This window comes from Burkholderia sp. JKS000303 (assembly GCF_002563755.1).
Classification (GTDB): Bacteria; Pseudomonadota; Gammaproteobacteria; order Burkholderiales; family Burkholderiaceae; genus Burkholderia; species Burkholderia anthina_B.
Genome location: NZ_PDBZ01000001.1, coordinates 2,335,671 through 2,361,173 on the forward strand (window position 1 = coordinate 2,335,671; position 25,503 = coordinate 2,361,173).

Sequence of the window (25,503 nt, forward strand, 5' to 3'; positions counted from 1 at the left end):
CTCCGTCGGACAATAAAAAAGGGGCGCGATATGCGCCCCTCGTTTATACACGTCGGTCAAAGCTCGTACGATTCGGATTCGCCCTTGAGCGCCTGCTCGATCAGCTTGCGGTTCAGCGTCGGCGACAGCAGCTCGACGAGCGTATACACATAGCTGCGCAGGTAGGCGCCGTGTTTGAGCGCGACGCGCGTCACGTTGCTGCCGAACAGGTGGCCGACCGGAATCAGCCGCAGGTTGCGGTCGCGCTCGGGGTTGAACGCGATGTCGGCCATGATCCCGACGCCGAGGCCGAGCTCGACGTAGGTCTTGATCACGTCGGCGTCGATCGCCTCGAGCACGATGTCCGGCGACAGCCCGCGCAGTGCGAACGCGTGGTTGATCTTCTTGCGGCCCGCGAACGCGTCGTCGTACGTGATCAGCGGGTACTGTGCGAGATCGTCGAGCGTGACCGGCTTGCGTTCGAGCAGCGGGTGGTCGGCCGGCACGACGGCCGCGTGATGCCACTGGAAGCAGGGCAGCGACACGAGTTCCTTGTAGTCGGCGATCGCCTCGGTCGCGATCGCGAGATCGGCCTGGTCGTGGATCACCATCTCGGCGACCTGCGTCGGGCTGCCTTGCAGGATCGACAGGTGCACCTTCGGGAAGCGCTTCTTGAACTCCGCGATCGCGGCCGGCAGCGAGTAGCGCGCCTGCGTGTGGGTCGCGGCGATCGTCAGGTTGCCCTGATCCTGCGCGGCATAATCTTTCCCGACCCTTTTAAGGCTTTCCACCTCCTGCAGGATCCGCTCGACCGACGCGAGGATGATCCGGCCCGGCTCGGTGAGCGAGCGCACGCGCTTGCCGTGCCGCGTGAAGATCTCCACGCCGAGCTCGTCCTCGAGCTCGATGATCGCCTTCGATACCCCCGGTTGCGACGTGTACAGCGCCTTGGCGGCCTCGGTGAGGTTGAAATTCTGCCGGACGGCCTCGCGCACGAAGCGAAATTGGTGCAGGTTCATTTATAACCCTTCCGCATATCAACAGAATTTTTTAGTCGTTTGAAATATAAGGCGAGTTTATTACGATTCACCGGAGTTTTTCAAATATGGATATCTGTTTTCGTCATTAGCAATCCAGCCAGGCCGCAGATGGCCGGCGGTGGCGGCGGAACGGAGATTCGGACGCGACGTGGCTAGGACGTCGCGCGGTCACCACGAAAACCCTGGGGTCCCCGAATGTATCAGTACGACCAGTACGACCAGACGATCGTCGACGAGCGAGTCGCGCAGTACCGCGATCAGGTGCGCCGCCGCCTGTCGGGCGAGTTGAGCGAAGACGAGTTCCGTCCGCTGCGCCTGCAGAACGGCCTGTACATGCAGCGCCACGCGTACATGCACCGCATCGCGATTCCGTACGGCAACCTGCGCAGCGAGCAGCTCCGCATGCTGGCGCGCATCGCCCGCGAGCACGACCGCGGCTACGGTCACTTCTCGACCCGCTCGAACATCCAGTTCAACTGGGTCGAGCTGGAAGACACGCCCGAGATCCTCGCGAAGCTCGCATCGGTGCAGATGCACGCGATCCAGACGTCGGGCAACTGCATCCGCAACATCACGGCCGACCAGTTCGCCGGCGTGGCGCAAGACGAAGAGATCGATCCGCGTCCGTGGGCCGAGATCCTGCGCCAGTGGTCGACGTTCCATCCCGAATTCGCATGGCTGCCGCGCAAGTTCAAGATCGCGGTGTCCGGCTCGAAGGACGACCGTGCGGCCGTGCAGATCCACGACCTCGGCGTGTACCTGAAGAAGAATGCGCAGGGTGAAGTGGTTGCGAGCATCCTCGCGGGCGGCGGCCTCGGCCGTACGCCGATCGTCGGTGCGGTGATCCGGGAAGATCTGCCGTGGCAGCACCTGATCACGTATTGCGAAGCCGTGCTGCGCGTATACAACCGCTACGGCCGCCGCGACAACATGTACAAGGCGCGGATCAAGATCCTCGTGAAGGCGCTGTCGCCGGCGAAGTTCGCGCAGCAGGTCGAGGAAGAGTGGCAGCACCTGAAGGACGGCCCGTCGACGCTCACGCAGGCCGAGCTCGATCGCGTGTCGCAATACTTCCAGCCGCCCGTCTACGAGAAGCTGGCCGACACCGATGCATCGTTCGAACAGCACCTGCTCGAGAACAAGGCGTTCGCGCGCTGGGTCGAACGCAACGTCGCGCCGCACAAGGTGCCGGGCTATGCGGCCGTCACGCTGTCGCTGAAGGATCACCGCGCGGCGCCGGGCGACGCGACCGACACGCAGATGGAGCAGGTGGCCGACTGGGCCGACGCGTACTCGTTCGGCGAACTGCGCGTGTCGCACGAGCAGAACCTGATTCTCGCGAACGTGAAGAAGCACGACCTGTTCGCGGTGTGGGAAAAGGCCAAGGCGGCCGGTTTCGCGACGCCGAACATCGGCCTCCTGACCGACATCATCGCGTGCCCGGGCGGCGACTTCTGCTCGCTCGCGAACGCGAAGTCGATCCCGATCGCACTCGGGATCCAGCAGCGTTTCGACGATCTGGACTACGTGTACGACCTCGGCGACCTGTCGCTGAACATTTCCGGTTGCATGAACTCGTGCGGTCACCACCACGTGGGCAACATCGGCATCCTCGGCGTCGACAAGGATGGCGCCGAGTGGTACCAGGTGTCGCTCGGTGGCGAGCAGGGTACGGGCCAGAACGGCGCGCGCCTCGGCCGCGTGATCGGGCCCTCGTTCTCCGCGGAAGAAGTGCCGGACGTGATCTCGAAGCTGGTCGACACGTTCGTCGAGACGCGCATCGACGGCGAGCGCTTCATCGACACGTACAACCGCATCGGCATCGCACCGTTCAAGGAGCGCGTGTATGCGGCGCGCCAGGCAGTGAACGCGTAACCAACCGGGTAGAAGGAATTTGCAGATGGCTTCGATTATCAAGAACCGCGCAGTGATCGACGACGCATGGCAGGTCGTGCGCGCGACGGAAGACGGTGCGCTGCCCGCGGTCGACGCATTGCCGGCCGGCAAGGTGCTGGTGCCGTTCGCACTGTGGCAGGCCGAGCGCGCAGCGCTGGTCGCCGCGAAGACGAAGGACGAACTGGGCGTGTGGCTGGCGCCGGACAGCGAGCCGGCCGATCTCGTGGCCGACTTCGACGCGATCTCGCTGATCGCGGTCGAATTCCCGCGCTTCGCGGACGGCCGCGGCTACAGCATCGGCCGCCTGTTGCGCGAGCGCCACGGCTGGACGGGCGAACTGCGTGCGATCGGCGACGTGCTGCGCGACCAGCTGCTGTACATGTCGCGTTGCGGCTTCGACGCGTTCGCGGTGCGTGCCGACAAGGACATTCACGACGCGCTGAACGCGTTCGTCGAATTCACGCAGCGTTATCAGGGCGCGTTCGACGAGCCGGCGCCGCTGTTCCGCCGCCGCGCTGCCGCGGCCGACGCCAAGGTGAGCGCATGAGCACCGCGACCGCCACCGCGCTGACGCCGGAATTGGCTGCGAAGGTCGAGCGCCTCGACGCGCTGCTCGCGCAGATCGGCGAGCGTCATGCGAAGGTGAAGTTCGCGAGCAGCCTCGCGGCGGAAGACATGCTGCTCACGCACGCGATCCTGTCGAAGGGCGCGTCGATCGGCATCTTCTCGCTGAACACCGGCCGCCTGCATGCGGAAACGCTGGGCATGATCGACCGCGTGCGCGAGCGCTACGGCTACGAGATCGAGCAGTTTCACCCGCAGCAGGACGCGGTCGACCAGTACGTCGCCGAGCACGGCCTGAACGCGTTCTACGACAGCGTCGAGCTGCGCAAGTCGTGCTGCCACATCCGCAAGGTCGAGCCGCTGAACCGCGCGCTGGCCGACGTCGGCGCGTGGGTCACGGGCCAGCGCCGCGAGCAGTCGGTCACGCGTGCGGAGCTGCACGAGGAAGAGCAGGACGACGCGCGCGGGATCGCGAAGTACAACCCGCTCGCCGACTGGACGGAAGCCGACGTATGGGCGTACCTTGAAGCGTTTGACGTACCGGTCAACCCGCTGCACGCCCGCGGCTACCCGAGCATCGGCTGCGAGCCCTGTACGCGTGCGATCCGCCCCGGCGAGGACAGCCGGGCGGGCCGCTGGTGGTGGGAGTCGCGCGATACGAAGGAATGCGGGCTGCACATCACGATCACGCCGATTCCCGTGGCAGCCGAATCCGGCGCCGCGCACTGAAAGCTGACAAGAAACTGAATATTGCGCCGCCTGCGACAGCGGGCGGCACGAACCCAGAAGAGAAGGACTGAAATCATGAGCACGACGCTCGAGCAATCCGCCTTTGCCCCGCCCACCGGTGCCGACAACCGCATGGGCCACCTCGACTGGCTCGAAGCCGAGTCGATCCACATCCTGCGCGAACTGGTCGCCGAGTGCAGCAAGCCGGCGCTGTTGTTCTCGGGCGGCAAGGATTCGGTCGTCGTGCTGCATCTTGCGCTGAAGGCCTTCGGCCTCGGCGGCAACCGCAAGACGACGCTGCCGTTCCCGCTCGTGCACATCGACACGGGCCACAACTACGAAGAAGTGATCGACTTCCGCGATCGCCGCGCGAAAGAGCTCGGCGCCGAGCTGGTGGTCGGCCACGTCGAGGATTCGATCAAGCGCGGGACGGTCGTGCTGCGCCGCGAAACCGATTCGCGCAACGCCGCGCAGGCCGTCACGCTGCTCGAGACGATCGAGCAGCACGGCTACACGGCGCTGATCGGCGGCGCGCGCCGCGACGAAGAGAAGGCACGTGCGAAGGAACGGATCTTCTCGTTCCGCGACGAATTCGGCCAGTGGGATCCGAAGGCGCAGCGCCCGGAACTGTGGAGCCTGTACAACGCGCGCCTGCACAAGGGCGAGCACCTGCGCGTGTTCCCGATCTCGAACTGGACCGAACTCGACGTGTGGCAGTACATCGCACGCGAAAATCTCGAACTGCCGTCGATCTATTACGCGCACGAGCGCGAGATCGTGCGCCGCAACGGGCTGCTCGTGCCCGTCACGCCGCTCACGCCGATGCGTGACGGCGAGACGAGCGAGGTCGCGCAGGTGCGCTTCCGCACGGTCGGCGACATCAGCTGCACGTGCCCGGTCGAGAGCGACGCCGACGACGTCGAGAAGATCATCGCCGAGACGGCGGTGACCGAGATCACCGAACGCGGCGCGACCCGGATGGACGATCAGGCATCCGAAGCCGCGATGGAACAGCGCAAGAAGCAAGGTTATTTCTGAAGCACACGAGGACATTCACATCATGAGCATCATCGAGAACAACGAAGACCTCGGCGTGCTGCGCTTCATCACCGCAGGCAGCGTCGACGACGGCAAGAGCACGCTGATCGGCCGCCTGCTGTACGACAGCAAGGCCGTGCTGTCCGACCAGCTGTCCGCGCTGTCGCGCGCGAAGAACAAGCGCACGGTCGGCGACGAGCTCGACCTCGCGCTGCTGACCGACGGCCTCGAAGCCGAGCGCGAGCAGGGCATCACGATCGACGTCGCCTACCGCTATTTCGCGACCGCGAAGCGCAAGTTCATCATCGCCGACACGCCGGGTCACGAGCAGTACACGCGCAACATGGTGACGGGCGCATCGACCGCGCATGCGGCGATCATCCTGGTCGACGCCACGCGCGTGACGATCGAGAACGGCGTCGCAGAACTGCTGCCGCAAACCAAGCGCCACAGCGCGATCGTGAAGCTGCTCGCGCTGCAGCACGTGATCGTCGCGATCAACAAGATGGACCTCGTCGACTACAGCGAAGCGCGCTTCAACGAGATCCGCGATGCGTACGTCGCACTCGCGAAGCAGCTCGGCCTGAACGACGTGCGCTTCGTGCCGGTGTCGGCGCTCAAGGGCGACAACATCGTCGGCGCGAGCGAGCGCATGCCGTGGTATGCGGGCGAGCCGCTGCTCGACGTGCTCGAATCGCTGCCGGTCGAGACGCAGGCGCATGACGCGCTGCGCTTCCCGGTGCAGTGGGTCGCACGCCAGGACGGCAGCTCGGCCGACGACTTCCGCGGCTACATGGGCCGGATCGAGTCGGGCGAGGTGAAGGTCGGTGACGAAATCGTCGTGCTGCCGTCGAACCGCACCGCCACGATCGCCGAGATCGTCGCACCGGTGCCGGGCGGCACGGCTTCCGTCGCGCACGCGTTCGCGGGCCAGACGGTGACCATTCGCCTCGAACAGGACGTCGACGTGTCGCGTGGCGACATGTTCGTCACGACGGCCGAGCCGATCGCGCCGGCGAAGAAGCTCGAGGCCGACCTGTGCTGGTTCGACGAGACGCCGCTCTCGCCGCAGCGCAAGTATCTGTTGAAGCAGACCACGAGCACGGTGTTCGCGAAGATCGGTGCCGTCAAGGAAGTACTCGACGTGCATACGCTGTCGCACGCCACCGACCGTCAGGAACTGAAAATGAACGACATCGGCCGCGTGGCGCTCACGCTGCAAAAGCCGATCGTCTGCGATACGTACGACGCGCACCCGGGTACGGGCGCATTCGTGCTGATCGACGAGGCGACGCACCACACGGTCGCCGCCGGCATGATCCGGGCGTTCTCGGCATAACCGGCATAACCGGCGTTTGGCGCCGCCCTGGCGGCGGCGCGCGCTGGTTGCCGTCCGCACGGGCAGGACAAGCGAAGCGACAAACATGGGCAAGGTGTATCTGATCGGAGCAGGGCCGGGCGCTGCGGACCTCATCACGGTGCGTGGCGCGCGGTTGCTCGCGCAGGCCGACGTCGTGCTGCACGACGCGCTGGTCGAGCCGGCGATGCTGGACTACGCGCCGAACGCGCGCAAGATCGCGGTCGGCAAGCGCTGCGGGCAGCGTTCGACCGCGCAGCACTTCATCAACAAGCAGATCGTCGATGCGGCGCGCGAGCATGCGTGCGTCGTGCGCCTGAAGGGCGGCGACCCGATGCTGTTCGGTCGCGCGGAAGAGGAAATGCGCGCGCTCGAGGCGGCGGGCATCGACTACGAGGTCGTGCCGGGCATCACTGCGGCGCTCGCGGGCGCCGCGACGCTGAAGCGCTCGCTGACGTTGCGCGGCGTGTCGCGCAGTGTCGCGTTCGCGACGCACAGTCGCGCACCGGGCAGTGACGAGATTCGCGAAGCGGCGCGTGCCGATTCGATCGTCTACTACATGGGCCGCGACAGCGCGCCCGGCATCGCGCAGGAACTGATCGACGCAGGCCGTGCGCCCGCGACGCCGGTGGCAATCGTCGAGGCATGCAGCACCGCGCGCGAACGCACGCTGACGCTCACGCTCGCGCAGATGGCGGCGGGCGACGCGCAGGCGTGGCTCGATCCGGCGGAACCGAGCCTGCTGATGATCGGCGATGCGTTCGCCGAACGTGCGCGGCTCGTGAAAGCGGGCGATGCATTGCGGGACGCTGCTTGAGTCGATGCGGCCCGGTAGCGGACGAATCCAATAAAAAAGCGCTGGCTTCTGCCAGCGCTTTTTTATTGGGGGCGTGGAAGCGGCTACGCGTCGCGGCCGAGCTGATCGACGCAGTAGCGCGCGATCGCATCGAGCACGCCATCGTCCTCTCCGACCGCCGTTGCGCAGCGGATCTCGACGCCGGGATGTGCGGCGCGGCATGCATCGACGAGTTGCGGCAGGTCGCGGCGCACATGACCGCCCTGGCCGAAGAACACCGGCACCACGGTGATGCGCGTGCAGCCGGCCGCGACCTGCGCGGCGACGGCCGCATCGAGCGGCGGCGTCATCAATTCGAGGAATGCGAGCGACACGTGCGGCGCGGATTCGCCGGCGCTGCGCAGCCGCGCGGCCAGCCGCTCGAACGGCTCGGCCCAGCGCGGATCGCGTGCGCCGTGACCGAACAGGACGATGCCTTGCGAACTCATGTCGAAGTCTCCGTCGTGACGGCGCTCAGTGCCGGTCGACCCACTTCAGCGCGAACAGGCCGAGCGCGAGATAGATGAGGCCCGGCGTCGCCGCGGTCAGCGGCGCGGGCCACGTATTCAGCGTGCCGATGTGCGAGAACAGCGTGTTGAGCAACTGGAAGCTCATGCCGAGCATGATGCCGCCGAACACCTTCACGCCGACCACGCCCGCCCGCGTATGCAGGTACGCGAACGGCAGCGACAGCACGAGCATCACGAACACCGCGAACGGGTACAGCAGCTTGCGCCACAGTGCGATGTCGTAGCGCTGCGTGTCCTGCTGGTTCTCGCGCAAGTGCTGGATGTAGCGGAACAGGTTGATGATCGACATGCGTTCCGGCGACACGAGCAGCACCGACAGGATCTGCGGCGTGAGGTCCGAGCGCAGCCGGTATTCGGGCAGCGTGACCTGCTGCGACCGGTACACCGGGTTCAGCGCGTCGGCAGGCTGGCCGCTGATCGGCTTGATCGGCGTCAGGACCGTTTCCGTGACGCCCTTGAGCAGCCAGTGGCCGGGCGGCTCGTAGCGGCCCGTCTGCGCGATTCGCACGTTCTGCAGCTGGAATTTCGAGTCGAACTCGTAGATCCGCACGTTACTGATCGTCGAGTCCGGCGACAGGCTGCCGACGTTGACGAAGCGCGTGACCTGCTCGCCGTTCTCGCGTGCCGCGAGCGTGTCCTTCACCCACACGCCCGACTGGAAGTTCGACGACACCGACGCGCCAAGCGCCTGCAGCCGCACGCGTTCGGACAGCTGGTCGGCGTACGGGCCGACGAATTCGCCGATCAGGTAAGTGATGATCACGAGCGGAATGCCGATCTTCAGCAGCGAACGCAGCGCCTGGTTGGTCGCGAGGCCCGACACGCGGAAGATCGTGAATTCCGAGTTCGCGGCCATCTGCGCGAACACGTAGATCGCGCTGATCAGCGCGGCGACCGGGATGATCTCGTAGAAGCGCGACGGGGTTTGCAGCGCGACGCGCAGCACCGCATAGCCGAACTTGTAGTTGCCGTGCCCGACCGAGTTCAGTTCGCTGATCAGGTCGAAGAAGAAGAACAGACCCGAGAACGCGAACAGGATGAAGACGAACGTGACGTAGATCTGCCGCGCGAAGTATTTTTCATAGAGCCGCATCGATCATGCTCCCGAGCGGCCGAACAGCGCGCGTGTAAACAGCGGACGATTGCGTACGCGCAACCAGAAGATGAACGCGACGATCACCGCGACGATCGCATGCAGCCCGACGAGGCCGACGCCGAACGACATCTTGCCCTGTTCGATCTGCGACTGGACGACGTTCAGCAGGTTCGAGTACGTGAGGTAGATCAGCACGGCCATCACGAGGTTGATCGTGCGGCTGCGGCGCGGGTTCTGGTACGAGAGCGGGATGCCGAGCACCAGCAGGTTGATCGCGATCAGCGGCAGCCCCGCGCGCCACGCGAATTCCGCGAGGTTGTCGCGCGTCGGGTTGCGCAGCAGGTCCAGCGTCGGCGTGCTGTTGGTGGTCGGTACGTTGGTGACCGGGGTGCTCGTGATCTTCACGCCGTAGCGCTGGAACTCCATGATCTTGAAGTTCGGCTGACCGGGCGTGCCGTCGTAGCGGCGGCCGTCTTCCAGCACGACGAAGCGATCGCCGTCCTTGGTTTCCGTATGGCCCGTGTGCGACACGACGACGTTGACCTTGCCGTTCTCGGTGGACGTGACGAACACGTTCTGCACCTTGCTCTGGTCCGGCGACATCTTCTCGATGAAGAACACGCGATGGTTCGTCGCCGATTCGCGGAACTGGCCCGGCGCGAGCAGCGAGATTTCGTCGCGCTGCTGGAAGCGTGCCTTGATCATCTTGCTCTGCTGGTTCGACCACGGCCAGCCGACGAACGCGAAGAACGCGATCAGCACGATGATCGGCGTCGCGAACACGCCGATCGGCTTGATCAGGCGCGTGAGGCTCACGCCGGACGCGAGCCACACCACCATTTCGGAGTCCCGATACCATCGGGTCAGCACGAACAGGATCGACACGAACAGCGTGACGACGAGCATCACGGCGAGATAGCCGATCACGGTCAGGCCGATCAGCACGAGCACGTCGCGCGGATCGATTTCACCGGACGCGGCGTAACCGACGATGCGGATCATCATCGTCGTGAGCATGATCGTGAGCAGCACCATGAACACGGCGCCAGCCGTATACGCAAGCTCGCGCTGGAGGGAGCGTTCGAAGATCATTCTTGATGAGAAGAGGGCGGGAGGCGGCGCACGCGTGATGGAGCGCTCGCGCCGCCACGGGAAAAATAGCGGATAATTGCGGCTTTCATCCTTAGCCCAGATTTTATCCGAGGACAAGCGCGATGGACTTTAGCATAAAAGGCTGTGATTGGAGCAAAGGCGAGACCAAGGGGTTCCTGACCGGGAAGTCCGACTGCATCGTGCTCGGCATCTTCGAGGCGCAGACCCTGTCTGGCGCGGCGCTCGACATCGACACGGCCACCAAGGGGCTCATTTCGCGCGTGGTGAAGGCCGGCGACATGGACGGCAAGCGTGGCCGGACGCTGTTCCTGCATGAAGTATCGGGCATCGGCGCGTCGCGCGTGCTGCTCGTCGGCCTCGGCAAGCAGGATGCTTTCAATCAGAAAGCCTACAACGACGCAGTGACGGCCGCATGGCGCGCGCTGCTGGCGACGAAGGTCGTCCAGGTCACGTTCTCGCTCGCGCAACTGCCGGTCGACGAGCGCGGCTCCGACTGGGGCGTGCGCGCGGCGATTCTCGCGCTGCGCAACGAGACGTACCGCTTCACGCAGATGAAGAGCAAGCCGGAACCGGCGTCGCACACGCTCAAGCGCGTCGTGTTCAGCGTCGATCCGTCCGACGAAAAGGCGGCGAAGCTGGCGATCAAGCAGGCCGTCGCGCTCGCCAACGGCATGGATCTGACCCGCGATCTGGGCAACCTCCCCGGCAACGTGTGCACGCCGACCTATCTCGGCAACACCGCGAAGAAGATCGCGAAGGATTGGGGCCTGAAGGCTGAGGTGCTCGGCCTGAAGCAGATCCAGGCGCTCAAGATGGGCTCGTTCCTGTCGGTCGCGCGCGCGTCGGTCGAACCGCCGCAGTTCATCGTGCTGCATTACCAGGGCGCTGCCGTGAAGGCCGCACCGGTCGTGCTGGTCGGCAAGGGCATCACGTTCGACACCGGCGGCATCTCGCTGAAGCCGGGCGAAGGCATGGACGAGATGAAGTACGACATGTGCGGCGCGGGTTCCGTGCTCGGCACGATGCGTGCGGTTGCCGAGATGGGCCTGAAGATCAACGTCGTCGCGATCGTGCCGACCTGCGAGAACATGCCGGGCGGCAACGCGACGAAGCCGGGCGACGTCGTCACCAGCATGAAGGGGCTGACGATCGAAGTGCTGAATACCGACGCCGAGGGCCGCCTGATCCTGTGCGACGCGCTGACCTACGCGGAGCGCTTCAAGCCGGCCGCGGTGATCGACGTGGCGACGCTGACGGGCGCCTGCGTGATCGCGCTCGGCGGCCACAACAGCGGCCTGTTCTCGAAGGACGATGCGCTCGCGGGCGAACTGCTCGACGCGTCGCGCGAGGCGAACGATCCGGCGTGGCGCATGCCGCTCGACGACGAGTACCAGGATCAGCTGAAGTCGAATTTCGCGGACATCGCGAACATCGGCGGACGTCCGGCCGGTGCCGTGACGGCGGCGTGCTTCCTGTCGCGCTTCACCGAAAGCTACCCGTGGGCGCACCTCGACATCGCGGGTACCGCATGGAAGGGCGGCGCGGCGAAGGGTGCGACCGGTCGTCCGGTGCCGCTGCTCGCGCAGTTCCTGATCGACCGCGCCGGCCAGTAATGGCGGTGCACACGACGATGCAGGTACGCGGGCAATGACGCGAATCGATTTCCATTCGAACGTCGGCGATTCGCTCGCGTACGCGTGCCGGCTGCTGCGCAAGGCCTATCAGGCCGGGCAGCCGGTCGTCGTGCTCGCCGAGCCCGCGCGCCTGCGCGCGCTCGACGAGCGGCTCTGGACTTTCTCGCCGCTCGATTTCATCCCGCATTGCGGCGTCGACAGCGCGCACGCGGCCGGCACGCCGATCGTGCTGACCGCCGACCTCGACCAGGTGCCGCATCACCACGTGCTGCTGAACCTCGGTGCCGCCGTGCCCGCGCAGTTCGCCCGCTTCGAGCGTTTGCTCGAAGTGGTCGGCAATGCGCCGGACGAACTCGCCGCGGGCCGCGACCGCTACCGCTTCTACCGCGATCGCGGATACGCGCTGAACAACTACAAGCAGGGCAGCTAGCCGAACCCGTCGACGGAGCGTTCCCGTGACACAAGCCGATTCATCCTCGATCCCGACGCTGACTGACGTACTGGTGCCGGGCAAGCCGGTGCCGGCGCGTTCGTCCGCGGCCGATGCGCCGTCGCCGCACGACGCTGCCGCCATTCCGGTGCTGACCGACGTGGTTGTGCCGGAGCGAGCCGCCGAAGCGCCCAGCGCGTTGCAACACGCGGAAACCGACCCTGAATCAGTGATCGTCGAGCGGGTGCCGACGCCGTACGTACCGGCCGTCGAACTGCCGGGCGACAGCGATGCGCCGGCCGAACCCGGTGCCGCGGAGCACGTCGTCGCAGAGGAGTCCGCGGCGATGCAGACGCCGCTTCGTTCGGCGCTCGTCGCCGACGATTCGCACCAACCCGATCTCGCTGCCGGGCCGCACGAGCCGGCCGGGCACACCGATGAAGCCGCCCAACCCGAGGCGCGGGTATCGGCCGCCGACGCGCCGGTTCCGGATCACGCCGCCGGCGCATCGCAGCCGGATGCGGCCGCCGCGCTGACCGCCGACGACGCGCAGTACATCGCCGAGCGTCTGCGTAACCGTCTGACGAATTACCTGGCCGGGGAAGGGCGCGAGGCGATCGAGGCGCGTTGCCGCGACGCGCTGCACGACCACACGGCCTGGCTGGTCGGCCAGATCACGCGTGAAGTGGCGCTGGCGCTCGAAACGGAAGTGATGGATTGGGTTCGCGACGCGGTCGATGACGAGATCGCCCGCCGCCGGGCCGGTCATTCAGGCTGACCGCGCGTTCGTTTCGGTGCGGGAACCGCGAGCGCGGTGCCGGTTGCGACCGACGAACCTGCCGGCGCGTGTGCGCGCCGGATCATTCTTTTCAGTGCAGCTTCAGTGCAGCGACAGCACCCACTGCGCGAGCGTGTGCGCTTCGGCACTCGTCAGCTGCGTATTGGCGGGCATCGGCACGTTGCCCCACACGCCCACACTGCCGTTTACGATCGACTGCGCGAGGTAATCGGCGGCGTCCGCGCGCGCGGCGTAGCGGCCGGCGATGTCACGGAACGACGGGCCCATCAACGGCTTGCCGACTGCGTGGCAGGCCAGGCAGTTCTTGCGCTGCGCGAGCGCGAGCCCGTCGGCGCCCGGGTCGGCGTACGCGGCTGCCGCGCTGCCGGTCAGCAGCATCACGAGCAGCGCGCGCAATATCGTCTGTTTCATGCAGTTCTCCACCGGCGGGGACGGCCGGCTTCACGGTCCGCGTGCATTATAAGAGTAAAGGGAACGCGCGTTTTGCGCGTTCCCCCGGCGGCCGTCTGCAATGGGGTCGCATGACACCCGACGCGCGTCAGCCGGTGACGGCGCCCTTGTTCGCCGGGCGGGCGAGGGCCGCGTACTTGGCCAGCACGCCGCGCGTGTAGCGCGGCGCCGGCTGCGTCCAGGCGGCGCGCCGGCGCGCGAGCTCCGCGTCGTCGACGTTCAGCTGCAGCACCAGCCGATGCGCATCGATCGTGATCGAGTCGCCTTCCTGCACGAGCGCGATCGTGCCGCCGACGAACGCCTCGGGTGCGACGTGGCCGACCACCATGCCCCAGGTGCCGCCGGAGAAGCGGCCGTCGGTGATGAAGCCGACCGACTCGCCGAGCCCCTTGCCGATGATCGCCGACGTCGGCGCGAGCATTTCCGGCATGCCGGGGCCGCCCTGCGGGCCGAGGTAGCGCAGCACGAGGATGTCGCCCGCGCGGATCCGGTCGCCGAGGATCGCATCCATCGCGCTTTGCTCGTCGTCGAACACGCGCGCCGGGCCGGTGATCACCGGGTTCTTCAGGCCGGTGATCTTCGCGACCGCGCCGTCTTCCGCGAGATTGCCCTTCAGGATCGCCAGATGGCCTTCCTTGTACAGTGCGCGGTCGATCGGGAAGATCACGTGCTGGCCCGCACGCGGCACGCCCGGCACGTCCTTCAGTTCCTCGGCGATCGTGCGGCCGGTGATCGTGATGCAGTCGCCATGCAGCAGCCCCGCGTCGAGCAGGATCCGCAGCACCTGCGGGATGCCGCCGGCCTTGTGCAGGTCGGTCGCGACGTACTGGCCCGACGGCTTCAGGTCGCAGATCACCGGCACGCGTTTGCGGATGCGCTCGAAGTCGTCGATCGTCCAGTCGATCTCGGCCGCGTGCGCGATCGCGAGGTAGTGCAGCACCGCGTTGGTCGAGCCGCCGGTCGCCATGATCAGCGACACGGCATTCTCGATCGACGCCTTCGTGATGATGTCGCGCGGCTTCAGGTCGCGCTTCACGGCCTCGACCAGCACGCGCGCCGATTCGGCGGCCGAATCGACCTTTTCCTGGTCGGGGTTGGCCATCGTCGACGAGTACATCAGCGACATGCCGAGCGCCTCGAACGACGAGCTCATCGTGTTCGCGGTGTACATGCCGCCGCACGAGCCCGACGTCGGGCACGCGTTCTGCTCGACCCCTTCGAAATCCTCCTGCGACATCCGGCCCGCGGTGAATTCGCCGACCGCCTCGAATGACGACACGATCGTCAGGTCGCGGCCCTTCCAGTGGCCGGGGCGGATCGTGCCGCCGTACACGTAGATGCCCGGCACGTTCAGGCGCGCGAGCGCGATCATGCCGCCCGGCATGTTCTTGTCGCAGCCGCCGACCACCACCACGCCGTCCATCCATTGGCCCTGCACGCAGGTTTCGATGCAGTCGGCGATCACTTCGCGCGACACGAGCGAGTACTTCATCCCCTCCGTGCCCATCGACATGCCGTCCGAGATCGTCGGCGTGCCGAAGATCTGCGGGTTCGCGTCAGCCCCTTTCACCGCCGCGACAGCCGCGTCCGACAGGCGCTGCAGGCCCGAGTTGCACGGCGTGATCGTCGAGTGACCGTTCGCAATGCCGATCATCGGCTTGTCGAAATCGTCCTTCTGGTAGCCGAGGGCGTAATACATCGAGCGATTCGGCGAACGGGCCACGCCTTGCGTGATGTGCTTCGAGCGGCGGTTGTACGACATGGGGGACTCCATCGTTGTATTGGCGACGCCCGCGAACGGCGCGCCGGTTCGGATGAAACAAGAATGGAGTTTCCGGTTTGGGATGTCCAATATATTATTTGTCGCTTACTAAGTCGTTTTGCGAATGAGTGAGGCATGGCTGATCCGACACCCGACCTGCGCCAATGGCGCTATTTCGCCACCGTTGCCGACGAACGCCATTTCGGCCGCGCGGCCGAGCGGCTGTCGATGACGCAGCCGCCGCTGTCGCAGGCGATCCGCTCGCTGGAGGACGCGCTCGGCGTCGCGCTGTTCGTGCGCACCAAGCGTTCGGTCGCGCTGACGGCGGTCGGCGCGGCGCTGCTGCCCGACGTGCGCCGGCTGCTCGCGTCGGCCGATGCGCTGCCGCCGCTCGCGAGGCGTCTCGCGCGCGGCGAGGCCGGTTCGCTGTCGCTCGCATTCGTGTCGACCGCCGATTACGGGCTGCTGCCGGCGCTGCTGCGCGCGTTCGGCGCGCGCTATCCGCAGGTGCGGCTGCAGCTCGCGGAGGCGACGAGCGACGTGCAGATCGACGAACTCGTCGCGGGCCGCATCGACGCCGGGCTGGTGATTCCGCCGGTGCCGCCACGCCACGCGGCCGGGTTGTCGTACCTGGCGGTCGTGCGCGAGCCGCTGGTGGTCGCGATGCCGGCGTCGGCCGCGCCGGATGCCGCCGAGAACGAGCCGGTGCATCTGGCCGAGGTGGCCGCGCTGCCGCTGGTGATCTTCCCGCGTCGTTTGGCGCCCGGCTTTTATGACATCATTACGGGCTGCTACGGCGCGGCGGGGGAAACCCCGCGCATCGGCCAGGAGGCGATCCAGATGCAGACGATCGTCAGCCTCGTGTCAGCCGGCATGGGCGTCGCACTGGTGCCGCAGTCGTTGCGTAACCTGCGGCGCACCGGCGTGGTCTACCGGCCGCTCGCCGGCGACGCACCCGTCGTCGAGACGGGCCTCGTGTGGCGCACGGGCGACGTGAGCCCGGTGCTCGCCGGCTTCATCGACGTCGTGCGTGCGCACGGTCTTGCCACGTGATGCGAACGATGACGCGCCGGCGCCGTCCAATGCGCGGTGCGACGCCTGTGCGAGCGTTGTACCGCATTCGAAAACTTCATCGCTAACCCATGATCATTCACCCGAATCTCGACCCCGTAGCGATCCACCTCGGGCCGCTGGCCGTGCGCTGGTACGGCCTCATGTATCTCGTCGGCTTCATCGCCGCGATCGTCGTCGGCCGGATCCGCCTGAAGCTGCCGCATGTCGCGGCGCAAGGCTGGACCGCGAAGGACATCGACGACATGATGTTCTACGGTGTCCTAGGCACCGTGCTGGGCGGCCGGCTCGGCTACGTGCTGTTCTACAAGGCCGATTTCTACTTCGCGCATCCGCTCGACATCTTCAAGGTGTGGGAAGGCGGGATGTCGTTCCACGGCGGCTTTCTCGGCGTGACGCTTGCGATGGTGCTGTTCGCGTGGCAACGCAAGCGCCACTGGCTGCAGGTCACCGATTTCGTCGCGCCGATGGTGCCGACAGGGCTCGCGGCCGGCCGGCTCGGCAACTTCATCAACGGCGAGCTGTGGGGCCGCGTGACGGATCCGCAAGCGCCGTGGGCGATGATGTTCCCGGGCGCGATGCGCGACGACGCCGCATGGCTGCCGAAGCATCCGGCACTCGTCGAGAAGTGGCATCTCGCCGACGTGTTCATGCAGTACCAGATGCTGCCGCGTCATCCTTCGCAGCTCTATGAAATCGCGCTTGAGGGTATTACGCTGTTCTTCGTGCTGTTCTTCTTCTCGCGCAAGCCGCGGCCGATGGGCGCCGTGTCCGCGCTGTTCCTGATCGGTTACGGCCTCGCACGCTTCACCGTCGAATTCGCGCGCGAACCGGACGATTTCCTCGGCCTGCTCGCACTCGGCCTGTCGATGGGGCAGTGGCTGTCGTTGCCGATGATCATCGCGGGCATCGCGCTGATGGTGTGGGCGTATCGCCGCCGCGCGAAGAACACCGCTGCCTGACAGTCGATGCCGGTGATGCATCCGGTGCGATGCCGATACGTACGATCGGTATCGCACACAAGGTCACCATGAAAAACGCCGGCCCTCGGGCCGGCGTTTTTGCATCTGCCTGAGGCGGCGCGATGCGCGTTACTTCATCTGCACGGATCCGTTGACCGTCACCGAGACGGTCGCCTTGCCGCCTTCGACCGCGATCGGCGCGCTCATTTTCGCGCTGTCCATCGGTGCCGCGGCCATCGCCATCATGCGCGGATACGGCTGAACGTTGCGGCCGCCGCCGACGTTCACGTCGCGGATCGAGTAGCTGCTGTAGCCGAACGCCTTCGCGGCTTCGTCCGCGCGTACGCGGAACGACTTGATTGCCTCGGTGGTGAGCTTCTGCTCGGCTGCACGCTGTGCTTCGGGCGACAGCGAGAACTCGACGTTCGCGACCTGCATCTGGTTCGACAACTGTCCCGCGAGCTTCGACGCCGCCGCGAAATCGCGCGATTCGAGCACGACTTCGGTGCGGCCGCGCCATGCGGAAATCTTCCCGTCGCGATCGGTGCTCGGATACACGGAGAACGCGCCGGTGTGCGCGGTGACGCCCGACACGCCCTTCGCCTGTGCGAGCGCCGCGTCGGCGCGCTGATTCAGCGCGGACGTCAGGCTGCCCGGATCCTTCGCCTGCTGCTCGTAGAACAGCGTGATGTGGATGATGTCCTGCGGTACGTCGGCGCTGGCCTGCGACGACAGCGACAGCACGCCCGCCGGCTCCGGAAAGTGCGGGTTCGCGGTCTGTGCATGCGCGGCCGGCGACGCGAGCGTCAGCGCGACGGGCACGGCAGCGGCGAGGGCGAGCGACAGCGCGAGTGCGGATTTCTTGGTCATTGTTGGACTCCTTGTGCGAGGGCGCGCACGCGGATCACGCGTGCGCGACGCGGGCGTACCGCGCGACGGAAAAACCGCCGTCGACCCGATCGGCGGACGGCGGTTGCTTAGGCTGCGCGAACGCGCCGCGAGTTCCGTGGCGGTGGCGCGCGTTGACCGGATTTGACGTTTCGCGCACGCCTACTTCATCAACTTTTCGGTGATGAAGCGCCATTCCGCACGCGTGACGGGCGTGATCGACAACCGGTTGCCGCGCGCGAGCACGCGCATGTCGGCGAGCTCGTCGTGTTCGCGCAGCGCCGCGAGCGGCACGAGCGGCGCTTTTTTCACGAAGTGCACGTCGACGAGCAGCCAGCGCGGCGTTTCCTGCGTCGACTTCGGGTCGTAATACGGGCTTTTCGGATCGAACTGGGTGGGATCGGGGTAGGGCGTCGACGACACTTCGGCAAGGCCTGCGATGCCTGGTTCGGGGCAGCTCGAGTGATAGAACAGCACGCCGTCGCCGATCTTCATCGTGTCGCGCATGAAATTGCGCGCCTGATAGTTGCGCACGCCAGTCCATGGCAGCGAACGCTGCGGTGCGTTCGCGAGATCGTCGATGCTTGCTTCGTCCGGTTCGGACTTCATCAGCCAGTATTGCATGGATCGTAATCGACGCAGAAAGGGCATGAGGGTCTGTTTGCATGCGGAACGCGCATGCGTTGCCACGAGAACGGCTGCTCGCGAGGCGTGCGACGCTGCTAATACTAGCGCATTCGCACGGAGCGCAATGCGGCGAGCGGCCGTTCTCGTGACAACCCCAAATAAAAAAAGCGTGTCACGGGAATGCCCGAAATCGCCCGCATGGCGGCGTCGTTCGTCGCTTGTTTGGCTCGCCGGACGGCGTGCCTCACTTCTTGCCTGCGCCCCGCAAGGAAGTCCCCTTGAGGGACGAGCGATTTCGGGCATTCGCATGCGCGTTCCGCATGCAAACAGACCCTGCAAAAGGAAACGGCATCGGGAGAAGCTCCCGATGCCGTTGGATAGGCCCCCGCCTTGGCCGCTAGGCCGGCATCCTGAACCTGGGGTTCAGAATTGGTCGCAGTTAGCAGCACTTCGGGTACATCAGACAGAGTGACGCGCGCGCCCGTGCTACAAATTTCCGCAACCGTGCACATGGCATTGGTTCAAGGAATATATGACCTTGGCGAACCAGGCAGGGAAGCTGACTGAACTGTGTTTCGTTGCGCCAATTTGACCACCGATGACCGCTGAGATCAAGGGGAATCGACGCATCGATCAAACGTTACTGCGTCTCGTGCTGTGCGAGCACCGCGCCGAGCTGTTCGTTCATCTGGTGCATTGTACGACGGATTTCCTCCGCCGGAAATGCTTCACCGTGCCGCACGCTGGTTTGCAGTCGCAGCAATTCGGATGCGAGCGACAACGCGGCCATCACCGCGATGCGATCGGTGCCGCGCACCGAACTGTTTGCGCGGATCTTCGACATTTCGGCGTCGACGCGCGCGACAGCCTCGAGCAGCGCCGCTTCGGTCTCGGCCGAACAGGCGAGCCGATAGGGCTGACCGAGAATCGAGACTTCGATCTGCTTGGTGCTCATGCATGTTCTCCGTGGCTGGCCGCGTCATCGCTATCCGTACGCGCCTGCGCGTCCAGCAGATCGAGCTGGTTGTCGGCCTGCTCCGCACTCTTCGAGCGCGGCAGCTTTTCGAGAATCGCGTTCAGTTTGACCTGGGCGTCGTCGATCTTTGCCGACAGGGTGTCGCGCTCGGCCGCAAGCGCATCGCGTTCCTCGCGCAGTTGCGCGAGCTCCGCGCGGACCGAGTCCGCTTCCGCGCGCAATTGCGCGACTTGCTCTTCGAGCGCGAGCCGTTCCGTGTGATAGCGCTTGTTCAGCGAAATCAGACGGCCAATATTTTGAGATAAGGTTTCGAGTTCGTTGAGCATCTGCTGCGTCCTCTAAAGACCCAGCATTTTAGCGCGGAATAACGCGCATTCCGACATCTGTAACGTTTCTAGTCGTAACACCCTCGCTTCTTGCCTCGAATCCGTGTGTCGAGCGTGCGCCGAAACGCGTGCGGGCCGCTTTCTTGACGCTCGTGCGGCCCGCTCCTAAACTGGCGCCGCCTCGGTGCTCGCGCGTGCGTCGCGCGGTTAAACGGGAAGCAGGGCGCGTACTCCGCCAGGACATCGCCAACCTGCGCTGCCCCCGCAACGGTAAGCGGCCGCGTCACACGACGCAGGCCGGCTCGGGCGTGTCCGACGTGCAGGTTGCGCACGCGGGCATGGGCCACTGCGCGCGACACGCGCGGGAAGGCGAGCCGGCACGCTGCAGCCCGGATACCGGCCGAGGCGAGGGGCCCCGCACGGGCTTCGTGACGCGCGGCCTGCGGGGAAGCGGGGCGCGCAGTGCTTCACGGGACTTGTCTTCGATGCTGACCCCAATCGTCCGCACGCCGCTCGGCGCGCAGCGCGGCGTGTTGCTCGCCGCCGTCGCGCGGATTGCCGCACACCCCGCTTCGGCGGGAGTCACGGCGACGTGCGCCATGATGGCGGCCGCGCGTGCTGACTCGCGCGCCGCAGTCGCCGATGTGTCGCGGCCGGCGACGATCGTTTCGTGCGTGCCGCGCACGCGCGCGAATGCGGCTGAGCAGTGCACCGGATTCGATACGCCGGATCTCGCCGCACGCGCAGACACTGACCCGATGCGGCGGCTTCCACTATATTGCGCAGAACGTCGGCCGCACGAAGGTGTCGCGGCTCGCCGGAGCGTCGCAGCATCCAGCCGGCACGGCCGACGCGCGACGGGTCGCGAGGTCGCGGGATGCGGCTCGACGGTCACGGAATCGTCGACGTCGCGGTGTGCGATGACATTGCCGCGTCACGATACGTCCGTGAATGCTTCAACAACCCCCTGTTCCACAAGGATGACGAGCTTGCGTATCCCCACAACACGCCGAGGCGCCGCGACCGTGTCGCGTTCGACCGGCAACGGCGGTCAGCGGAGGCGTCGCGCGTCGTGCGCGATGCCGCGCAGCGCATGAGCGCCGCTCGCGCCGCCACGATCTGGGCCGTGCTGGCGGCCGTGGTCGCGTTGCTGTTCGTCGCGTCGCTGTCGATCGGCAGCGTGCCGATGTCGCCGTGGCAAGCGCTCGCGTCGCTCGTCCCGCATGGCGGCGATGCGCTGTTCGCCGACATCGTGCGCACGCTGCGGCTGCCGCGCGCGCTCGCCGGCTTCGCCTGCGGCGCGCTGCTCGCGCTGGCCGGTGCACTGCTGCAGGTGCTGCTGCGCAATCCGCTCGCGGAGCCGTACGTGCTCGGCGTGTCCGGTGGCGCGGCCGGCTTCGCGCTCGTCGCGATGATCGCGGGCGCCGCATGGTGGCTCGTCGATGCGTCGGCGTTCGCGGGCTCGCTCGTGTCGGTCGCGCTCGTGCTCGGGCTCGCGCGTCGCGAACTGTGGCGCGGCGAATCGCGCGATGCATCGCCGCGACTGCTGCTCACCGGGGTCGTGATCGCGGCAGGGTGGGGCGCGCTCGTCACGCTGCTGCTGTCGCTCGCGCCCGACGGTCGGCTGCGCGGCATCCTCTTCTGGCTGACGGGCGACCTGAACGGCGTGACGGCGCCGTGGTTCGCATGGGGCGCGCTGCTGGTGGCCGCGTGCATCGCGCTGCCGGCCGCACCGCAACTGAACGTGCTGCTGCGCGGCGACGCGACCGCGCTCGCGCTCGGCGTGCCGGTCGCGCGACTGCGGGTGCGGATCTATCTCGTCGCGTCGCTGGCCGCGGCGGCGGCGGTAACGACGGCCGGCACGATCGGCTTCGTCGGCCTCGTCGTCCCGCACGCGCTGCGACTCGCGTTCGGCAACGACCAGCGCATGCTGCTGCCTGCGGCGATGCTCGCGGGCGGCGGCGGCGTGATGGCGGCCGATCTGCTCGCGCGCACCGCGATCGCGCCCGCACAGTTGCCCGTCGGCGTGATGACCGCGTTGATCGGCGTGCCGGTGTTCCTGTGGATGTTGCTGAGGAGACCGATGCGATGACGCTCACCGCAACGCGCACCGCAGGCGACCTGACCTGCACGGCGGCCGGCGTGACGCTGAAGGCCGGCGACCGTACGTTGCTCGACGGCTTCACGCAGACGTTCGGGCCGGGCGAGATCTGGTGTGTCGCCGGGCCGAACGGCGCGGGCAAGACGACGCTGCTCGCGACGCTCGCGGGGCTGCAGCCGCCGGCCGGCGGCCAGGTCGAGATCGACGGCCGGCCGCTTGCCGCATGGCCGCCCGAACAGCTCGCGCAACGGCGCGCACTGATGCCGCAGCAACTGCACGACGCGTTCAGCGCGACGGTATTCGATACGGTGCTGCTGAACCGCTTTCCGTATCTGGGTGGCTGGGGCTGGGAGCGTGACGGCGATCGCGCGGCGGCGCGCGATGCGCTCGCGACGTTCGGGCTGGCCGCGCTCGCATCGCGCGACGTGCTGTCGCTGTCCGGCGGCGAGCGCCAGCGCGTCGCGCTGGCCGCGACGCTGTGCCAGGATGCGCCGCTGATGCTGCTCGACGAGCCGCTGGCGCATCTCGACCTGCATCACCAGATCGATTGCCTGAGCGCGCTGACCGCATGGCTCGACGCGGGCCTGCGCACGGTGCTGTTCTCGTGCCACGACCTGAATCTCGCGCGGCGTTTCGCGACGCATGCGCTGTTGCTCGACGGCCGCGGCCACGCGTGGGCCGGCCCCGTGCACGACGTGCTGACGCCGGCGCGCGCGAGCAAGGCGTTCGGCTATCCGCTCGTGCTGATCCGCGAGAACGGCCGCGACGCGCTGCTGCCCGCGTGGCCCGAGTGGCGATGATCTTCCTTCTTTCGATGCGCGGCACCGGCCGCGCCAACGAGGCAACTTTCCGATGACGAACCCGACCGACTTCCCGCCCGCGATCGCACCGCTCGACGACACGCTGCGCAAGCGCCTGCAGCATGTGATCGATCACAAGACCAAGCCGCCCGGCAGCCTCGGCCAGCTCGAGGCGATCGCGTTGCAGATCGGGCTGATCCAGCGCACCGAGCGGCCGCAGGTGCAGCGTCCGGTGACGATCGTGTTCGCCGGCGACCACGGGATCGCGGCCGAAGGCGTGAGCCCGTATCCGCAGTCGGTCACCGCGCAGATGGTCGCGAACTTCCTGGCGGGCGGCGCGGCGATCAACGCGTTCTCCGGCGTCGCGCAGAGTGCGCTCGAGATCGTCGATGCCGGCGTTGCGTCGCCGCTGCCGGTATCCGACCGGCTGGTGTCGCTGCCGATCGCGCGCGGCACGCGCAACTTCGCGGTCGAGCCAGCGATGACGCGCGACGAGGCGAACACCGCGCTTGCGGCCGGCGCCGCGCGCGTACGCCTGCATGCATCGCTCGGCACGAACGTGATCGGCTTCGGCGAAATGGGGATCGCGAACACGTCGTCGGCCGCGTGCCTGATGAGCCGGTTGCTCGACGTGCCGATCGACGCGTGTGTCGGGCGCGGCACGGGGCTCGATGACCAGGGGCTCGCGCACAAGCGCGCGGTGCTCGGCCGCGCGCTCGTCAGGCATTCGCACGCGATCGCGCCGATCGACGTGCTCGCCACGTTCGGAGGTTTCGAGATTGCGATGATGACGGGTGCGTATCTCGCGGCCGCGAGCGAACGGATGACGATCCTGGTCGACGGCTTCATCGCGACGTCCGCATTGCTCGTCGCGGAACGCATCGCGCCCGGCGTGCGCGACTACTGCGTGTTCTCGCATGCATCGCACGAGGCCGGGCACCGGCGCATGCTCGAGCATTTCGGCGCGAAGCCGCTGCTCGCGCTCGACCTGCGGCTCGGCGAAGGCACGGGCGCGGCACTCGCGCTGCCGCTCGTGCGCGCGGCGGCCGCATTCCTCGCCGAGATGGCGAGCTTCGAGTCCGCCGGCGTCGACAACCGTGACGCCTGAGCGCGCGCGCGGCGTCCGCGCCGAACTGCGCTACTTCTTCGTCGCGCTCGGCTATTTCACGCGCGTGCCGGTGCCGCGCGCGATCGGCTACGAGGCGGGCGACCTCAACCAGGCGGCGCGTTATTTCCCGCTGATCGGCGCGTGCGTCGGCGCGTGGGGCGCGCTCGTCTATCTCGCCGCGCTGCGCGTGCTGCCGGCGACGATCGCGGTCGGGCTGTCGATGGCCGCGACGCTGCTCGCGACCGGCGCGTTCCACGAGGACGGCCTCGCCGACAGCTGCGATGCGTTTGGCGGCGGTTACGCGCGCGACGACGTGCTGCGGATCATGCACGATTCGCGGATCGGCACGTTCGGTGCGGTCGCGCTCGTGATCGCGCTGGGGTTGAAATGGCAGGCGCTTGCCGCGATGCCGCCGTTGCGCGCCGCATGGACGATGATCGCCGCGCATGCGGCGAGCCGTGCGGCGGCCGTGAGCCTGCTGATATCGCTCGACTACGTTCGTCCGGAAGGCAAGGCGAAGCCGGTTGCGCAGCGCATGGGCGCGCGTGCGGCATGGGTCGCGGCCGTGTTCGGGCTGCCGTGGCTGTTCTGGCCGGACTGGCGCGCGGGCCTCGCCGCGTTCGTCGCGCTCGTGCTCGTGCGCGCATGGGCGGCCCGTTATTTCGTGAAGCGGATCGGCGGGTATACGGGCGACTGTCTCGGCTTCGCGCAGCAACTGAGCGAGCTTGCAATCTACCTGGTGGTGCTCGGATGGATGTCGTCCTGATTCGCCATCCGGCCGTCGCCGTCGCGCCCGGCGTTTGTTACGGACGCAGCGACGTGCGGCTCGCCGCACCGGCCGAGCAGGGTGCGCATGCCGTGCGCGACCATCTGCTGGCGCTCGGGGCGCCGGCGCCCGCACAGGTCTGGACGAGCCCGCTGACGCGATGCGCATCGGTGGCCGAACGGCTCGCGCAGACGTTCGATGTGCCGCTGCGGCGCGATGCGGGCTGGCAGGAAATGGATTTCGGCACGTGGGAAATGCAGCGCTGGGACGATATCGACCGCGCGGCGCTCGATGCGTGGGCGGCCGACCTGATGCATGCGTGCGCGCACGGCGGCGAGAGCGTCGCGCGGTTCGCCGCGCGTGTCGCGCGAGTGGCCGACGCACTCACGCAGGCCGACGCGCCGCACTGGGCGCTCACGCATGCGGGCGTGATTCGCGTGTTCGCGTCGCACGTGTTGCGCGTGCCGCTCGACACGGTGCTGTCGCGACCGGTGCCGACCGGCGGTGTCGTCTGGTTGCGTGCGGACGATGCGGCGCGCACCTGGGAAGTCGTGCACTGGGACGAATAGGCGATCGCGCACCGGTGTGTCATCGGCTTGCGATCATGCATGCACCGGCCGCACAAA

Annotated in this window: 26 protein-coding genes, 1 other RNA gene and 1 riboswitch; of the genes, 16 read left to right on the forward strand and 11 right to left on the reverse strand. The window is 67.1% G+C overall.

Going from position 1 to position 25,503, the window contains the following annotated elements; genetic code table 11:
* Nucleotides 1–56: 56 nt before the first annotated feature.
* Entirely contained in the window at nt 57–998 is a 942-nt protein-coding gene (locus tag BX604_RS11305) for a CysB family HTH-type transcriptional regulator (RefSeq protein ID WP_098550877.1), read from the reverse strand.
* A gap of 216 nt (nt 999–1,214) precedes the next feature.
* Between BX604_RS11305 and BX604_RS11310 the strand changes: the two genes are divergently transcribed.
* The 6 genes from BX604_RS11310 (at nt 1,215) to cobA (ending at nt 7,420) form a co-directional block, all read left to right on the forward strand.
* Nucleotides 1,215–2,894 (forward strand): nitrite/sulfite reductase, encoded by a 1,680-nt coding sequence (locus BX604_RS11310; protein ID WP_098550878.1) that lies wholly within the window; start codon nt 1,215–1,217, stop codon nt 2,892–2,894.
* Between the two features lie 25 nt (nt 2,895–2,919).
* The gene (locus tag BX604_RS11315; protein ID WP_098550879.1) at nt 2,920–3,462 is read left to right on the forward strand and encodes a DUF934 domain-containing protein; all 543 of its coding nucleotides are present in this window, start codon (nt 2,920–2,922) and stop codon (nt 3,460–3,462) included.
* On the forward strand, nt 3,459–4,208 hold the full coding sequence (locus BX604_RS11320) for a phosphoadenylyl-sulfate reductase (RefSeq protein WP_098550880.1): 750 nt from the start codon (nt 3,459–3,461) through the stop codon (nt 4,206–4,208). Before BX604_RS11315 ends, BX604_RS11320 begins: the two co-directional genes overlap by 4 nt.
* 75 nt (nt 4,209–4,283) lie before the next feature.
* The gene (gene cysD, locus BX604_RS11325) at nt 4,284–5,246 is read left to right on the forward strand and encodes a sulfate adenylyltransferase subunit CysD (protein WP_098550881.1); all 963 of its coding nucleotides are present in this window, start codon (nt 4,284–4,286) and stop codon (nt 5,244–5,246) included.
* A gap of 22 nt (nt 5,247–5,268) precedes the next feature.
* Nucleotides 5,269–6,585 (forward strand): sulfate adenylyltransferase subunit 1, encoded by a 1,317-nt coding sequence (locus tag BX604_RS11330; RefSeq protein ID WP_098550882.1) that lies wholly within the window; start codon nt 5,269–5,271, stop codon nt 6,583–6,585.
* A gap of 85 nt (nt 6,586–6,670) precedes the next feature.
* The gene (cobA, locus tag BX604_RS11335) at nt 6,671–7,420 is read left to right on the forward strand and encodes a uroporphyrinogen-III C-methyltransferase (protein WP_098550883.1); all 750 of its coding nucleotides are present in this window, start codon (nt 6,671–6,673) and stop codon (nt 7,418–7,420) included.
* A gap of 83 nt (nt 7,421–7,503) precedes the next feature.
* Here cobA and BX604_RS11340 read toward each other — a convergent pair whose 3' ends face one another.
* From BX604_RS11340 to lptF, 3 genes are read right to left on the reverse strand one after another with little or no spacing between them, the layout of a single operon-like run.
* A complete protein-coding gene (locus tag BX604_RS11340; protein WP_098550884.1) occupies nt 7,504–7,887 on the reverse strand; it encodes a sirohydrochlorin chelatase in 384 nt (127 codons plus the stop codon).
* Nucleotides 7,888–7,912: 25 nt separating this feature from the next.
* Nucleotides 7,913–9,061: an LPS export ABC transporter permease LptG gene (gene lptG, locus BX604_RS11345; protein ID WP_098550885.1), complete on the reverse strand. Its 1,149-nt coding sequence runs from the start codon at nt 9,059–9,061 to the stop codon at nt 7,913–7,915.
* A gap of 3 nt (nt 9,062–9,064) precedes the next feature.
* Nucleotides 9,065–10,156 (reverse strand): LPS export ABC transporter permease LptF, encoded by a 1,092-nt coding sequence (gene lptF, locus BX604_RS11350; protein WP_098550886.1) that lies wholly within the window; start codon nt 10,154–10,156, stop codon nt 9,065–9,067.
* Between the two features lie 122 nt (nt 10,157–10,278).
* Here lptF and BX604_RS11355 point away from each other — a divergent pair, with 122 nt between their 5' ends.
* Genes BX604_RS11355 through BX604_RS11365 form a run of 3 tightly spaced genes read left to right on the forward strand, consistent with a single transcriptional unit; the run spans nt 10,279 to nt 13,019 of the window.
* Entirely contained in the window at nt 10,279–11,790 is a 1,512-nt protein-coding gene (locus tag BX604_RS11355; protein ID WP_098550887.1) for a leucyl aminopeptidase, read from the forward strand.
* A 34-nt stretch (nt 11,791–11,824) separates the two neighbouring features.
* Nucleotides 11,825–12,241 (forward strand): DNA polymerase III subunit chi, encoded by a 417-nt coding sequence (locus BX604_RS11360; RefSeq protein ID WP_098550888.1) that lies wholly within the window; start codon nt 11,825–11,827, stop codon nt 12,239–12,241.
* Between the two features lie 25 nt (nt 12,242–12,266).
* Entirely contained in the window at nt 12,267–13,019 is a 753-nt protein-coding gene (locus BX604_RS11365; RefSeq protein WP_098550889.1) for a DUF2486 family protein, read from the forward strand.
* Nucleotides 13,020–13,121: 102 nt separating this feature from the next.
* Here the strand turns inward: BX604_RS11365 and BX604_RS11370 are convergent, their stop codons facing one another.
* Nucleotides 13,122–13,451, reverse strand: coding sequence for a c-type cytochrome (locus tag BX604_RS11370; protein WP_098550890.1), 330 nt, complete (start codon nt 13,449–13,451; stop codon nt 13,122–13,124).
* Nucleotides 13,452–13,578: 127 nt separating this feature from the next.
* Nucleotides 13,579–15,252, reverse strand: a complete 1,674-nt coding sequence (ilvD, locus tag BX604_RS11375; RefSeq protein WP_098550891.1) for a dihydroxy-acid dehydratase — start codon at nt 15,250–15,252, stop codon at nt 13,579–13,581.
* A 135-nt stretch (nt 15,253–15,387) separates the two neighbouring features.
* Between ilvD and BX604_RS11380 the strand changes: the two genes are divergently transcribed.
* Complete coding sequence (locus BX604_RS11380; RefSeq protein WP_098550892.1) at nt 15,388–16,305, forward strand: LysR substrate-binding domain-containing protein; 918 nt, start codon at nt 15,388–15,390, stop codon at nt 16,303–16,305.
* 89 nt (nt 16,306–16,394) lie between these two features.
* Nucleotides 16,395–17,285 (forward strand): prolipoprotein diacylglyceryl transferase, encoded by an 891-nt coding sequence (gene lgt, locus BX604_RS11385; RefSeq protein ID WP_098550893.1) that lies wholly within the window; start codon nt 16,395–16,397, stop codon nt 17,283–17,285.
* A 129-nt stretch (nt 17,286–17,414) separates the two neighbouring features.
* On the opposite strand, the gene BX604_RS11390 is transcribed toward lgt, so the two are convergent.
* From BX604_RS11390 to BX604_RS11410, 5 genes are all read right to left on the reverse strand, one after another.
* On the reverse strand, nt 17,415–18,155 hold the full coding sequence (locus BX604_RS11390; RefSeq protein ID WP_098550894.1) for an SIMPL domain-containing protein: 741 nt from the start codon (nt 18,153–18,155) through the stop codon (nt 17,415–17,417).
* Between the two features lie 180 nt (nt 18,156–18,335).
* Nucleotides 18,336–18,797, reverse strand: a complete 462-nt coding sequence (locus BX604_RS11395; RefSeq protein WP_098550895.1) for an EVE domain-containing protein — start codon at nt 18,795–18,797, stop codon at nt 18,336–18,338.
* 381 nt (nt 18,798–19,178) lie between these two features.
* A non-coding RNA gene (ssrS, locus tag BX604_RS11400) (6S RNA) lies at nt 19,179–19,360 on the reverse strand.
* An 80-nt stretch (nt 19,361–19,440) separates the two neighbouring features.
* Entirely contained in the window at nt 19,441–19,755 is a 315-nt protein-coding gene (locus BX604_RS11405; protein ID WP_011885730.1) for a cell division protein ZapA, read from the reverse strand.
* The gene (locus tag BX604_RS11410) at nt 19,752–20,102 is read right to left on the reverse strand and encodes an ATPase (RefSeq protein ID WP_098550896.1); all 351 of its coding nucleotides are present in this window, start codon (nt 20,100–20,102) and stop codon (nt 19,752–19,754) included. The genes BX604_RS11405 and BX604_RS11410 overlap by 4 nt, the downstream gene beginning before the upstream one ends.
* Before the next feature lie 165 nt (nt 20,103–20,267).
* A riboswitch (cobalamin riboswitch) is annotated at nt 20,268–20,521 on the forward strand.
* A gap of 548 nt (nt 20,522–21,069) precedes the next feature.
* On the opposite strand from BX604_RS11410, the gene BX604_RS11415 reads away from it, so the two are divergent.
* Genes BX604_RS11415 through cobC form a run of 5 tightly spaced genes read left to right on the forward strand, consistent with a single transcriptional unit; the run spans nt 21,070 to nt 25,446 of the window.
* Entirely contained in the window at nt 21,070–22,194 is a 1,125-nt protein-coding gene (locus tag BX604_RS11415; protein WP_373562423.1) for a FecCD family ABC transporter permease, read from the forward strand.
* Entirely contained in the window at nt 22,191–23,003 is an 813-nt protein-coding gene (locus tag BX604_RS11420; protein WP_098550897.1) for an ABC transporter ATP-binding protein, read from the forward strand. The genes BX604_RS11415 and BX604_RS11420 overlap by 4 nt, the downstream gene beginning before the upstream one ends.
* Nucleotides 23,004–23,055: 52 nt before the next feature.
* On the forward strand, nt 23,056–24,111 hold the full coding sequence (gene cobT / locus BX604_RS11425; RefSeq protein ID WP_098550898.1) for a nicotinate-nucleotide--dimethylbenzimidazole phosphoribosyltransferase: 1,056 nt from the start codon (nt 23,056–23,058) through the stop codon (nt 24,109–24,111).
* Entirely contained in the window at nt 24,101–24,877 is a 777-nt protein-coding gene (locus tag BX604_RS11430; protein WP_098550899.1) for an adenosylcobinamide-GDP ribazoletransferase, read from the forward strand. Before cobT ends, BX604_RS11430 begins: the two co-directional genes overlap by 11 nt.
* On the forward strand, nt 24,862–25,446 hold the full coding sequence (cobC, locus tag BX604_RS11435; protein ID WP_098550900.1) for an alpha-ribazole phosphatase: 585 nt from the start codon (nt 24,862–24,864) through the stop codon (nt 25,444–25,446). Before BX604_RS11430 ends, cobC begins: the two co-directional genes overlap by 16 nt.
* Nucleotides 25,447–25,503: the final 57 nt, after the last annotated feature.

Excerpts from the sequence above, each read along its gene's own strand:
- BX604_RS11380 (WP_098550892.1), top strand. The coding sequence starts at position 15,388 with ATGGCTGATCCGACACCCGACCTGCGCCAATGGCGCTATTTCGCCACC.
- BX604_RS11340 (WP_098550884.1), bottom strand. The coding sequence starts at position 7,887 with ATGAGTTCGCAAGGCATCGTCCTGTTCGGTCACGGCGCACGCGATCCG.
- BX604_RS11355 (WP_098550887.1), top strand. The coding sequence starts at position 10,279 with ATGGACTTTAGCATAAAAGGCTGTGATTGGAGCAAAGGCGAGACCAAG.
- BX604_RS11320 (WP_098550880.1), top strand. The coding sequence starts at position 3,459 with ATGAGCACCGCGACCGCCACCGCGCTGACGCCGGAATTGGCTGCGAAG.
- BX604_RS11360 (WP_098550888.1), top strand. The coding sequence starts at position 11,825 with ATGACGCGAATCGATTTCCATTCGAACGTCGGCGATTCGCTCGCGTAC.
- BX604_RS11410 (WP_098550896.1), bottom strand. The coding sequence starts at position 20,102 with ATGCTCAACGAACTCGAAACCTTATCTCAAAATATTGGCCGTCTGATT.
- cobT (WP_098550898.1), top strand. The coding sequence starts at position 23,056 with ATGACGAACCCGACCGACTTCCCGCCCGCGATCGCACCGCTCGACGAC.
- BX604_RS11315 (WP_098550879.1), top strand. The coding sequence starts at position 2,920 with ATGGCTTCGATTATCAAGAACCGCGCAGTGATCGACGACGCATGGCAG.
- lgt (WP_098550893.1), top strand. The coding sequence starts at position 16,395 with ATGATCATTCACCCGAATCTCGACCCCGTAGCGATCCACCTCGGGCCG.
- ilvD (WP_098550891.1), bottom strand. The coding sequence starts at position 15,252 with ATGTCGTACAACCGCCGCTCGAAGCACATCACGCAAGGCGTGGCCCGT.
- cobC (WP_098550900.1), top strand. The coding sequence starts at position 24,862 with ATGGATGTCGTCCTGATTCGCCATCCGGCCGTCGCCGTCGCGCCCGGC.
- BX604_RS11305 (WP_098550877.1), bottom strand. The coding sequence starts at position 998 with ATGAACCTGCACCAATTTCGCTTCGTGCGCGAGGCCGTCCGGCAGAAT.
- lptF (WP_098550886.1), bottom strand. The coding sequence starts at position 10,156 with ATGATCTTCGAACGCTCCCTCCAGCGCGAGCTTGCGTATACGGCTGGC.
- BX604_RS11395 (WP_098550895.1), bottom strand. The coding sequence starts at position 18,797 with ATGCAATACTGGCTGATGAAGTCCGAACCGGACGAAGCAAGCATCGAC.
- BX604_RS11310 (WP_098550878.1), top strand. The coding sequence starts at position 1,215 with ATGTATCAGTACGACCAGTACGACCAGACGATCGTCGACGAGCGAGTC.
- BX604_RS11420 (WP_098550897.1), top strand. The coding sequence starts at position 22,191 with ATGACGCTCACCGCAACGCGCACCGCAGGCGACCTGACCTGCACGGCG.
- lptG (WP_098550885.1), bottom strand. The coding sequence starts at position 9,061 with ATGCGGCTCTATGAAAAATACTTCGCGCGGCAGATCTACGTCACGTTC.
- cysD (WP_098550881.1), top strand. The coding sequence starts at position 4,284 with ATGAGCACGACGCTCGAGCAATCCGCCTTTGCCCCGCCCACCGGTGCC.
- BX604_RS11390 (WP_098550894.1), bottom strand. The coding sequence starts at position 18,155 with ATGACCAAGAAATCCGCACTCGCGCTGTCGCTCGCCCTCGCCGCTGCC.
- BX604_RS11405 (WP_011885730.1), bottom strand. The coding sequence starts at position 19,755 with ATGAGCACCAAGCAGATCGAAGTCTCGATTCTCGGTCAGCCCTATCGG.
- BX604_RS11370 (WP_098550890.1), bottom strand. The coding sequence starts at position 13,451 with ATGAAACAGACGATATTGCGCGCGCTGCTCGTGATGCTGCTGACCGGC.
- cobA (WP_098550883.1), top strand. The coding sequence starts at position 6,671 with ATGGGCAAGGTGTATCTGATCGGAGCAGGGCCGGGCGCTGCGGACCTC.
- BX604_RS11330 (WP_098550882.1), top strand. The coding sequence starts at position 5,269 with ATGAGCATCATCGAGAACAACGAAGACCTCGGCGTGCTGCGCTTCATC.